This is a genomic window from Pseudomonas sp. NPDC087639 (assembly GCF_044743385.1).
Lineage (GTDB): Bacteria > Pseudomonadota > Gammaproteobacteria > Pseudomonadales > Pseudomonadaceae > Aquipseudomonas.
Map to the genome: position 1 here is coordinate 17,414 of NZ_JBIUWI010000071.1, position 10,506 is coordinate 27,919.

Below are 10,506 nucleotides of genomic sequence, written 5' to 3' on the forward strand. Positions count from 1 at the left end.
AATGCTAGCTTTGCGCCAGCATTTGCCCGTTCCGCATCGTTCAGTGCATCTCGGTAAACGCGAGCTTCACACCGATGGCGATCAGTACCGCGCCCATGGTGCGGTCGAACCAATGGCCCATGCGCGCGAACCCGGCGCGTACGCGTTGTTGGCTGAACAGCATCGCCACCAGGCAGAACCACACGGCCGTCGCGACAGCCAGATAAACGCCGTAACCGGCCTGCACCGATAGCGGCGTGTGCGGATTGATCACCACGGTGAACAGCGACAGGAAAAACAGCGTGGCTTTCGGGTTCAGACCATTGGTCACGAAACCCGAGGTGAAGGCACCACGAGCGGTTCGCTCACCGGCCTCCTTGTGCAGATCGTCGGTCACGGTTTTTGCCGGTTGCGCGCGCAAGGCCTTGAAGCCGATATACACGAGGTATGCGGCAGCCGCCCATTTCAAGGCGTTGAACAGGACAATCGACTGCGACACGATCAGGCCGATGCCGAGTAGCGAATAACCCACATGCAGGAAAATCGCCGTGCCGACACCCAGTGCCGTCCATGTGCCCGCGCGGCGACCATGGGTCACGCTCTCGCGCACCACCACGGCAAAGTCCGGGCCGGGGCTGGCGACGGCCAGCAGGTGGATCAATGCAACGGTCAAGAACTCGGTCCAGTACATGGGGGCTCCTTTCGGCCAAGCGTAACGTTTTGTTTCATCTGGTAGGCTCGGCAGATTACGCCTTCCGTACAACGCACAAAAGGTACAGTTGATGACGAACCCGCGCCGCGCCGTATTCCTCGATCACCCTTCGCTGGATCTTGGCGATCTCGACCTCAGCCCGTTGCGCGCCTGCTTCAGCGACCTGCAACTGTTCGCCCAGACCCTGCCGGAACAAGTAGCCGAACGCTTGCAGGGCGCAACAGTTGCGATCACCAACAAGATCAAGATCGACGCCGCCGCCATGGCCGCCAACCCGGATCTGAAACTGATCCTGATCACCGCCACCGGCACCAACAACGTCGATCTCGCAGCCGCCAGCGCCCAAGGCATCACCGTATGTAACTGCCAGGGCTACGGCACCCCGTCGGTGGCGCAACACACGATCATGCTGTTGCTCAACCTCGCTACCCGCCTGTCCGATTACCAGAAAGCCGTCGGTGAAGGTCGCTGGCAGCAGGCGAAACAGTTCTGTCTGCTCGACTACCCGATTGTTGAACTGGAAGGCAAAACCCTTGGCCTGCTCGGGCATGGCGAACTCGGCGGCGCCGTCGCACGGTTGGCTGAAGCCTTCGGCATGCGCGTGTTGCTCGGGCAGATTCCGGGGCGCCCTGCCCGGCCGGATCGCCTGCCGCTGGATGAACTGTTGCCACAGATCGACGCCCTCACCCTGCACTGCCCGCTCAACGAGCACACCCGCCACTTCATCGGCGCCCGCGAACTGGCGTCAATGAAGCCCGGCGCGTTCGTAGTCAATACGGCCCGTGGCGGACTGATCGACGAACAGGCCCTGGCCGATGCCTTGCGCGCCGGTCATCTCGGCGGCGCTGCTACTGATGTGCTGAGTGTCGAGCCACCGAGCCAAGGCAATCTATTGCTGGCCGCCGATATCCCGCGCCTGATCGTCACGCCGCACAACGCCTGGGGCAGTCGCGAAGCCCGGCAGCGCATCGTTGGCCAATTAACCGAAAACGCTCAGGCGTTCTTCAGCGGTAAGGCGCTGCGGGTCGTCAGTTGATAAACTGCTGCACTTTTTTTGAGGAGCAGTTATGGATCCGCGCAGTGAAGTACTGCTTCGTCAGGCAGAGTTATTTCAGGGTTCACTGTTGTTGGCCGGGTTGCCTGCCGACGATTTGCTCGGGCGCCTGCCCAACGCCTTTGGCTGGTGCTGGCACGCCGGCGACCAAGCCGCGCTCGACGCTCGCTTCGAAGGCCGCAGCCATTTTGGCGTAAACATTCCCGAGCGCGAGTTCGATAGCGCCGTGGTGTTTCTGCCCAAATCCAAGGACCTGACCGATTACATTCTCAACGCCGTGGCCGCGCGTCTGGCCGGTCGTGAAGTGTTTCTGGTCGGGGAAAAACGCAGCGGCATCGAAGGCGCCTCCAAGCAACTCAACCCGTTCGGCAAGCCACGTAAACTCGACAGCGCGCGTCACTGCCAACTGTGGCAAGTGACGGTCGCCAATGCCCCTGAAGCCAAATCGCTGGAAAGTCTGGCGCAAACCTATGAATTGCCGCTGGCCGAAGGCCCGTTGAAAGTCATCAGCCTGCCGGGCGTGTTCAGCCACGGTCGACTGGATCGCGGCAGCGCCTTGCTGCTGGAACATCTGGACAAACTGCCAAGCGGCCATTTGCTCGATTTCGGTTGTGGCGCGGGTGTGTTGGGTGCTGCGGTCAAACGTCGCTATCCGCACAATCAGGTGACATTGCTCGACGTCGACGCATTTGCCGCCGCCAGCAGCCGTCTTACATTGGCGGCCAACGGTCTGGAAGCCGACGTGCTGACCGGCGACGGAATCGATGCGGCGCCCATGGGTTTGAGCGCCATTCTGAGCAATCCCCCGTTCCATGTCGGCGTGCATACCGACTATTTCGCTACCGAGAACTTGCTGCGAAAAGCGGCCAAACATCTGAAAAACGGCGGCGAACTGCGCTTGGTCGCGAACAGTTTCCTGAAGTATCAACCACTGATCGAAGAGCATCTTGGGGTCTGTGCGATCAAGGCCGAAGGCAATGGCTTCCGGATTTACCGGGCCAAACGCGGCTGAAGTTTCTTTTCAAAAAGAGGCTTGCTCTATCGGATTTGCCTAGGCAGAATCCGCTCCGTCCTAGGGGAGTAGTCTCCAACGAGCGCCAAGCTCGTCCGGCATACGTCAACATACTTGATCCTCAGATCATGGCGTATGCGACCCAAGCGTCCGCACCAGACGGATCGCAGGGTTTGACAAGACCTATGACACGCACACCTTACCCGGGGCGGGAAGGCTGTACGTGTCATAGCCGTGTCGACCCGCCCCTTAGGAAAATCCTGATGCTGGACTCGTTACTCGTTCCCACCGCAATCGTTGCCTTGGCCGAAATCGGCGACAAGACGCAACTGCTCGCGCTGATTCTCGCCGCTCGCTTCCGCAAACCCTGGCCGATCATTGCCGGGATTGTCGCCGCGACCCTGGCCAACCACGCAGCAGCCGGCGCGGTCGGTGCCTGGTTCGGCAGTTTCTTCTCGGATTCGGTGCTGCACTGGATTCTCGCCGCGAGCTTCGCTGCCACAGCGCTGTGGACACTGGTCCCGGACAAGATGGATGACGATGAAGCGAGCACTGCGCGCAAATTCGGGCCATTTCTGACCACGCTGATCGCGTTTTTCCTGGCGGAAATGGGCGACAAGACTCAGGTGGCTACCGTCATGCTGGCCGCGCAGTATCCTGAGTTGTGGCTGGTGATTATCGGCACCACCCTGGGCATGTTGATTGCCAACGTGCCGGTGGTATTGGCGGGTAACTTTGCCGCAGACAAACTGCCACTGACCCTGATCCGTCGCCTGGCGGCATCGGCATTCCTGATTCTGGCGATCGTTGCGGTGTACAAGGCGATGCAGAGCAGTGGCTGGGTTTAAACCGGCCTCCTGATCTGACACTGACCTGTGGTGAGGGGATTTATCCCCGATGGGCTGCAAAGCAGCCCCAAAACCTTTACATGCGGCATGTCTGACATTCTGAGACAGCGGGTTTTGGGGGCGCTGCGCACCCCATCGGGGATAAATCCCCTCGCCACAATGAAATCCAATCAACCACAGAAACTGCGGCAGTCTCAGGACTTCGGTGCTTTCTCGTACAGCGGCATGACTTTCGGAATCGCCGCCTGCAACGAAGCAATACGGCTGGTCGACGCCGGGTGAGTGCTCATGAACTCCGGTGGCGAACCTTCCGAGGCCTTGCTCATCTTGTTCCACAGGGTGATCGCCGCGTTCGGGTTGTATCCGGCACGGGCGGCCAGTTCCAGCCCGATCAGGTCGGCTTCGTTTTCGTTGGCACGGCTGTTAGGCAAGGTCATGCCGTAGTTGGCCACGGTGTCGGCCAGCGCCAGGCTGTCCTGACCCAAGCCAAACAAAGCACCCGCACCCTGCTTGGCCATCTCCATACCGTATGCCTTGGACATCGCTTCACGACCATGCTCGCGCAAGGCGTGGGCGATTTCATGGCCCATGACTGCGGCGATTTCATCGTCGGTCAGTTTCAGGCTGTCGATCAGCCCGGTGTAGAAAATGATCTTGCCGCCAGGGCCGCAGTTGGCGTTGAGCTCATCGCTCTTGATCAGATTGACTTCCCATTTCCACTGAGCGGCATCCGGACGGAAGTTCGGCGCCTGGGCGATCAGGCGGTTGGCAATGGCCTGAACCCGCTTGGCTTCCGGGCTGGTCTTGTCCAGCACGCCTTTGCTCGATGCTTCGCCGACGGTCTTCTGATACGACTGGGCATACATCTGGTCGACCTCTTGCGAGGACAGCATGCTGAACATGTACTGCTTGCGCTCCACGCCCACGGCGCCGCCGCTGGTGGTGTTGACCGACTGACAACCGGCCAGCAACAGCGCTGCGCTCAGTGCACTTACAACCAATGTCTTGTTCATTAAAAAGCTCCCTGAAAACCTGTCGCGTATCGTAGGCGGGTAATTGTATCGGCGCCAGATACAACGGACGTGTTGCACCGACTTTCAGAAGTTTCCCACCCGCGCTGTCGTAAAAAATTCACAGCGACCGGCAAGCCCCGGCAACTACGTCGCATACCGATCCATTTGCGACATCGCCGCCTGATCACGCCTTGCACCACTCATGGCTTATTGCCCGCTGCCGATACAACAGCGCAGACGTCCTCTTGCGTGCGGAGCTCCCATGAAGTTCAAGTCGATCCAGTTTTCCGTCGCCGCTCTGGCCGGCGCCATCGTTCTCAGCGTGGTCGCCGCGCTGGTGTTATATGCGCTGTTCTCCGGCGCCCGCACCCAAGAGATGGTGCAGCAGCGCACTCAGGCACAGTTCGAGCAAGTCATCGAACAGCGCCTGACTTCGCTGGCGCAGACCCAGGTCAGCCAGATCCAGCGCGAACTCGAAGCGCCGTTGTTGATTGCCGGAGGGCTGGTGCGGGTCAATGCCCTGCTCGGCGCGCCGGGTGCCGATGGCCAGCCGCGACTGACCGTCAGCCGTGAGCAACTGATCAGCCTGATCAAAGAAAACGTCGAAAAGAACCCGAAGATTCTGGGTACTTACATCGGCTGGGAAAAAAACGCACTGGACCACAATGACGCAGCCTACGTCGGCACTAGCGTAGTCGGTATCGATTCGGCCAACGGGCGCTTCCTGCCATGGTGGTTCCGCAATGACGACGGCACCCTGGGCCTGGACAAACTGGTGGACGTCGACGACCAGAAAGTCCTGTCCACCGGCGTGCGTGCCAGCGAGTACTACCTGTGCTCGAAAGAGAGTAAAAAATCCTGCGTGATCGATCCGGCGCCCTACAAGGTCGGCGACAAGATCGTCATGCTCGCCTCGTTTATTGAACCGATCATGCTCAACGGCGCGTTCCAGGGCATCGTTGGCGCCGACCTGTCGGTGAACTTCATTCAGGAAATGCTCCTCGCGGCCAACCAGAAGCTGTACAGCGGCGCCGGGCAAATGGCCTTGGTCGGCAGCAACGGGCGGATCGTTGCCTACACCAAGGACCCGAGCAAATTCGGCGAGAAGGTCAGCGACATTCTCGACGCCGAGCAGATCGCCAACATGGCCAATCTCAAGCGCGGCGAAGTCACCTACTCCGTCGACAAGGACAAGGGCCGGATCGAACTGTACCTGCCGTTCGGCATCGGCCAGACCGACGCACGCTGGACGCTGATGCTGCAACTGCCGCTCGACGCGGTGATGGCCGACTTGCAGAAACTGCAGGCTGACCTCGACGCCCAGCGCAAATCCGATACCTTCGGCATGGCCATGGTCGGCCTGATCATTGCCGGCATCGGCCTGCTGGTGATCTGGCTGGTGGGCCACGGCATCGCCCGACCGCTGAAGCAAATGGTCGCCATGCTGGATGACATCGCTCAGGGCGAAGGTGATCTGACGCGTCGTTTGAGCAGTGATCGCAGCGATGAACTGGGCTCGATCGCCAAGGGCTTCAATACTTTCCTGAGCAAGTTGCAGGCGATGATCACGCAAGTGGTGACGTCGGTGCAGAGCGTCAGTGATTCTTCCGAACACACGGCCGACATCGCGATTCGCACCAACATCGGCATACAGAAACAAATGGCCGAGATCGAGCAGGTCGCCACTGCCGTGCACGAAATGACGGCTACCGCGCAGGACGTCGCGCGCAATGCGACCCAGGCTGCGCAAGCTGCCAGCCATGCCGATCAGGCCGCCAGCCAGGGCATGCAGATCGTCCGTGATACTTCGAATTCGATTGGCGTGCTAGCTGTGGAAATCGGCAAGGCTGTGGACGTGGTGCAAACACTGGCCAAGGACAGCGAGAACATCAACGCGATCCTTACCGCGATTCGCGGGATTGCCGAGCAAACCAACCTGTTGGCGCTTAACGCGGCCATCGAGGCGGCGCGCGCCGGGGAACAGGGTCGTGGCTTTGCCGTGGTCGCGGACGAAGTGCGCAATCTGGCGCAGAAGACCCAGAAAGCCACCGAAGAAATCCAGTCCATGATTCAGCAACTGCAACAAGGCACCCGCGACGTGGTGCGGGTCATGGAAGACAGCCAGAATCGCACCGACGAAAGCGTGCAGCACGCGGCAAAAGCGGCCGAGGCGCTGGAGACGATTACTCAGGCGGTATCGGTGATCAATGACATGAACACGCAGATTGCCAGTGCGGCCGAGGAGCAGAGTGCGGTCGCCGATGACATCAACCGCAACGTGATCAATATCGGGCAAGTGGCCAATGAAGTGGCGGGCGGCGCGGATGAGTCGAGTTCGGCGAGTGCCGACCTGACCAAATTGGCGGAGCAGCAGCGACGGTTGATCAACCAGTTCAAGGTTTAAGGACGTCGAAAGGTTCTTCGAACCTTTTCGCGAGCAGGCTCGCTCCCACCTTTGGAATGCATTTCAACGGTGGGAGCGAGCCTGCTCGCGAAGGGGCCGGGAATGACACCCCGTCAACTCGTCACCCCGGAGTCAAACACTCCGGTCCATTGAGCTTCGGATCATTCACCAGATTCGCCAACACCCGCTCGCGCAACGCGGCGGGTTCACTGGCCAGCAACGCCTGCAAGGTATGCAACGGCGTCTCGGGATCGAGCCAGGCCGCCTGCCCCGCCTCATCCAGAATCAACGGTCGTCGCTGACTGGCCGCTGACTGAGTGATCACCGCCGTGCTCAGCCACACCTGCTCCTGCACCGGGTACGCTTCCCAGATCGCCGCAAAAAACAGCGAGGAGCCCTCACCCGGCGTCAGCCAGTACGGGCGCTTGCGCTGGGTCCCACGCCATTCATAAAAACCGTTGGCCGGCAGCAGGCAACGACGCAGACGCAAGGCTTCACGAAACATCGGCTGCTCGGCCACCGTTTCCGCCCGGGCGTGGGCCGGGGTACGCGACAGATCGGTCAGCCACGGCGGCGTCAGCCCCCAGCGCGCACGGGCCAGAGTGCGTTCGCCATCTTCACCGGCACGCAGCATCAACACCGAATCGTTGGGGGAAATGTTCCACTGCGCCAGTTGATCGGCAGGAAAACCTGGCAGCGCCGCGAAGTCGCGGTTCCAGCGAAACAGGGCATAACGTCCACACATGGGGCAACACGACTCACAAATAAAACGAACGTCAGCCTAACAGACCAGCGTACCGGGGAAGCTCTCCGGTTCATCGCCGGGTAGCGGCAGCGCGGCATTGTACGCGGTGATCAGCTCAAGGGCGTATTCGGCCTTATCATTGTCGACCGACAGCCCCAACAGGCCAAAGATCGGCAACTCGCCCGTGCCGCCAAGCAGATCCCGCCCCATCAGGTGCGCCTCGATGCCTTCGCTGGCAAGCATGCCCTTGAGCATCTCGCCTTCCATCAGGTTTTCCGGCTCGTAGATTCGCTGCATGGGCGCCCCTCATTCGTTTTCGCTGAAGACTTCCAGGTGCCACTCATCCTCGTGAACCTGTAATACAAACGTGATCGGTCGACAACACACCTGACAGTCCTCGATGTAGGTCTGATCGCCGCCAGACAGGTCTAGTGTGGTCTCGATCACTTCACCGCAATACGGACAATCATACTCAGCGTTCTCCAGCATCGCGGTCTCCCAGGTGACTTGTGCGTATAATCGCCGGTCTATTTGCAGGGCTATTTTTGTCTGGCTACTTTTTCAGACCGTGCCCCGTTGGTTTTCGATCAAAACCTTTACTTACCCTAGCCGTTTCCAACAAGAGAGCATGATGGGCGAATTCGATGCCATCCGACCTACGACGACAGCGAAGTACCTGCGGTACTGGCAAGACTGCTCGGCGACAAGGCGTTTCTAGAGATCCTCACCCACTTCCGCTTCCCGCGTTTTGCCGGTGCCTTCGGCTGGATGCTCAAACCACTTATAGCCCATCGGCTGCGTCGTGAGTTCGCCGACGTGACGTCGGTGGCGACCTTGCAGGACAAAGTCGAGTTCTACGTCGACCACACCATCGAGCGCGCCACCGATGGCGTGACCTATACCGGTGTCGAGCAATTCAAGTCCGGCAGCGCGTATCTGTTCATCGCCAACCACCGCGACATCGTGATGGACCCGGCCTTCGTCAACTACGCCGTGTATCACGCCGGACTGCCGACGCCGCGTATCGCGATTGGCGACAACCTGCTGCAAAAGCCCTTTGTCAGCGATCTGATGCGTCTGAACAAAAGCTTCATCGTTCACCGTTCGATCACCGGACGCCGCGAGAAAATGGCTGCGTACCAATTGCTGTCGGCCTACATCAACCACTCGATCCGCAACGACTGCGCCTCGATCTGGATCGCTCAGGCCGAAGGTCGGGCCAAGGACGGCGACGACCGTACCGAGTCGGCGATCCTCAAGATGTTCCACATGAGCCGCAAGGACGAGCCGTTCGGTGAAGTCATTCAGTCGCTGAACGTCACCCCGGTGTCGATCAGCTACGAATACGACCCGTGCGACCAGGCCAAGGCCCGCGAGCTGTATATCCGCGCCACCACCGGCACCTACGCCAAGGCGCCGGGCGAAGATGACGTGAGTATCGCCAAGGGCATCACCGGTTACAAAGGCCGGGTGCACGTGAACTTTGCCGCGCCAATCACCGATCTGTTCGAGGACACCAAGCAATTGGCGGTCGAGATGGACAAGCAGATTCTCGGCGGTTATCGCCTGTTCCCGGTGCATTACCTGGCGTATGCGCAGTGGGCGGATGCTGATCCGCAGTTGAACGTGCCGAAGGCTGCCGAGGTGTTCCCGGCGGATGAACTGGCCAAGGCGCAGGAAGAGTGGCAGCAACGGTTGGACGCCTGCCCTGAAGAGCATCGTCCGTATCTGGTGCTTCAATATGCGACGCCGGTGCGCAATCAGTACCGGGTCAAGGCTGGGTTGGCGCTGTAAGCGTCTTCGGCCAGAGACAAAAACGGCGCCTTTGTGGTGAGGGGAGTTATCCCCGATGGGGCGCGAAGCGGCCCCAGGTTTCTGCCTGAGAAATCATGGGCCTGCTGCGCACGCCATCGGGGATAAATCCCCTCACCACAAGGTTTTGCATTCGCTTCAGAAGCGGGTGCTGACCCACGAAATGAGCAGCGCCAGCCCCAGGCAGGCAAAGCCGAAGCGATAGAAAAACCGGTTCATGCGCAACGTTGCCCAATCGAGGATCGGCTCGGCGTTCGGCTGCGCCTGGCGCTGGGCCGCAATACTGGCCATTGCGCGTTGTTCACGGCGGCGAGTCGCGTGCAGCAGCCAACTGCCCGGGAAGGCCAGCAGCAGGGCCAACAGATTGATCAATTTGGCGGGATGGGCGGTAAACAGCGTCATCAAATGCAGCGACATCACAGACCTCAAACTTAATCGGTGTGGCAGGCGCCAGACCGACGACTGCGGCGGGATTCTACCGAAACCGGCCCCCGACGCCTCCCTTTTACGACAAATAACCCATCAATCGACCGATGGCTGTCCTGTGTCACGGCTTCGTCATTTACATCGGCCACCATGCGCGCCTCGAAACACACATGGAATGCGACATGCTTCACGCTGAAAACCAGGATCGTCTCTACCTCATCACCCCATCCGACGAACAGCAGAGCCTCGTCGGCAGCCTTGCCTTCAATGTTCAGGATCGCCATTGGCTGGTGTATTGCGCACTGGGCGGGCATCAGCATGCGGATTTGCCCGAGACGGATTTACTGACTGGGGTCAGCGTGCTCGATTTCTATTCGCAAGCTGCGTGAGTCAAGAGCCCCTCACCTGATCTGGCTTAATGATTCTGGACACCCCTAAAGGGCGGTAATCTACGCCCAGCGACGAGGTGTGATATGACCAGACGATATTTTTCGACAGATT

At 59.9% G+C, this 10,506-nt stretch carries 11 protein-coding genes, 2 pseudogenes and 1 riboswitch; of the genes and pseudogenes, 7 read left to right on the forward strand and 6 right to left on the reverse strand.

What is annotated here, in order from left to right:
- Positions 1 to 40 precede the first annotated feature (40 nt).
- Entirely contained in the window at positions 41 to 670 is a 630-nt protein-coding gene (locus ACIOVB_RS23105) for a LysE family translocator (protein WP_401271733.1), read from the reverse strand.
- 91 nt (positions 671 to 761) lie between these two features.
- On the opposite strand from ACIOVB_RS23105, the gene ACIOVB_RS23110 reads away from it, so the two are divergent.
- From ACIOVB_RS23110 to ACIOVB_RS23120, 3 genes are all read left to right on the forward strand, one after another.
- On the forward strand, positions 762 to 1,727 hold the full coding sequence (locus ACIOVB_RS23110) for a 2-hydroxyacid dehydrogenase (protein ID WP_401271735.1): 966 nt from the start codon (positions 762 to 764) through the stop codon (positions 1,725 to 1,727).
- Between the two features lie 31 nt (positions 1,728 to 1,758).
- Positions 1,759 to 2,757, forward strand: coding sequence for a methyltransferase (locus ACIOVB_RS23115; protein ID WP_401271737.1), 999 nt, complete (start codon positions 1,759 to 1,761; stop codon positions 2,755 to 2,757).
- 51 nt (positions 2,758 to 2,808) lie between these two features.
- Positions 2,809 to 2,931: riboswitch (yybP-ykoY riboswitch) on the forward strand.
- An 89-nt stretch (positions 2,932 to 3,020) separates the two neighbouring features.
- Positions 3,021 to 3,605, forward strand: a complete 585-nt coding sequence (locus ACIOVB_RS23120; protein WP_401271739.1) for a TMEM165/GDT1 family protein — start codon at positions 3,021 to 3,023, stop codon at positions 3,603 to 3,605.
- A gap of 194 nt (positions 3,606 to 3,799) precedes the next feature.
- Here the strand turns inward: ACIOVB_RS23120 and ACIOVB_RS23125 are convergent, their stop codons facing one another.
- Positions 3,800 to 4,618: a M48 family metallopeptidase gene (locus tag ACIOVB_RS23125; RefSeq protein ID WP_187678026.1), complete on the reverse strand. Its 819-nt coding sequence runs from the start codon at positions 4,616 to 4,618 to the stop codon at positions 3,800 to 3,802.
- Between the two features lie 1,351 nt (positions 4,619 to 5,969).
- Between ACIOVB_RS23125 and ACIOVB_RS23130 the strand changes: the two are divergent.
- Positions 5,970 to 6,167: pseudogene (locus ACIOVB_RS23130) on the forward strand (HAMP domain-containing protein); the annotation flags it as partial.
- A 111-nt stretch (positions 6,168 to 6,278) separates the two neighbouring features.
- On the forward strand, positions 6,279 to 7,022 hold the full coding sequence (locus ACIOVB_RS23135; RefSeq protein WP_401271746.1) for a methyl-accepting chemotaxis protein: 744 nt from the start codon (positions 6,279 to 6,281) through the stop codon (positions 7,020 to 7,022).
- Between the two features lie 121 nt (positions 7,023 to 7,143).
- Here ACIOVB_RS23135 and ACIOVB_RS23140 read toward each other — a convergent pair whose 3' ends face one another.
- The 3 genes from ACIOVB_RS23140 to ACIOVB_RS23150 are packed head-to-tail and all read right to left on the reverse strand — an operon-like array spanning position 7,144 to position 8,256.
- Complete coding sequence (locus ACIOVB_RS23140) at positions 7,144 to 7,767, reverse strand: SOS response-associated peptidase (protein WP_187678028.1); 624 nt, start codon at positions 7,765 to 7,767, stop codon at positions 7,144 to 7,146.
- A 36-nt stretch (positions 7,768 to 7,803) separates the two neighbouring features.
- Positions 7,804 to 8,064, reverse strand: a complete 261-nt coding sequence (locus tag ACIOVB_RS23145) for a putative signal transducing protein (RefSeq protein ID WP_187678029.1) — start codon at positions 8,062 to 8,064, stop codon at positions 7,804 to 7,806.
- Between the two features lie 9 nt (positions 8,065 to 8,073).
- Positions 8,074 to 8,256, reverse strand: coding sequence for a CPXCG motif-containing cysteine-rich protein (locus ACIOVB_RS23150; RefSeq protein ID WP_401271742.1), 183 nt, complete (start codon positions 8,254 to 8,256; stop codon positions 8,074 to 8,076).
- A gap of 142 nt (positions 8,257 to 8,398) precedes the next feature.
- Between ACIOVB_RS23150 and ACIOVB_RS23155 the strand changes: the two are divergent.
- Positions 8,399 to 9,561, forward strand: a pseudogene (locus ACIOVB_RS23155) (1-acyl-sn-glycerol-3-phosphate acyltransferase).
- 156 nt (positions 9,562 to 9,717) lie between these two features.
- On the opposite strand, the gene ACIOVB_RS23160 reads toward ACIOVB_RS23155, so the two are convergent.
- Positions 9,718 to 9,996, reverse strand: coding sequence for a hypothetical protein (locus ACIOVB_RS23160; RefSeq protein ID WP_095190593.1), 279 nt, complete (start codon positions 9,994 to 9,996; stop codon positions 9,718 to 9,720).
- A gap of 191 nt (positions 9,997 to 10,187) precedes the next feature.
- On the opposite strand from ACIOVB_RS23160, the gene ACIOVB_RS23165 reads away from it, so the two are divergent.
- Entirely contained in the window at positions 10,188 to 10,394 is a 207-nt protein-coding gene (locus ACIOVB_RS23165) for a hypothetical protein (RefSeq protein WP_047296561.1), read from the forward strand.
- Positions 10,395 to 10,506 lie beyond the last annotated feature (112 nt).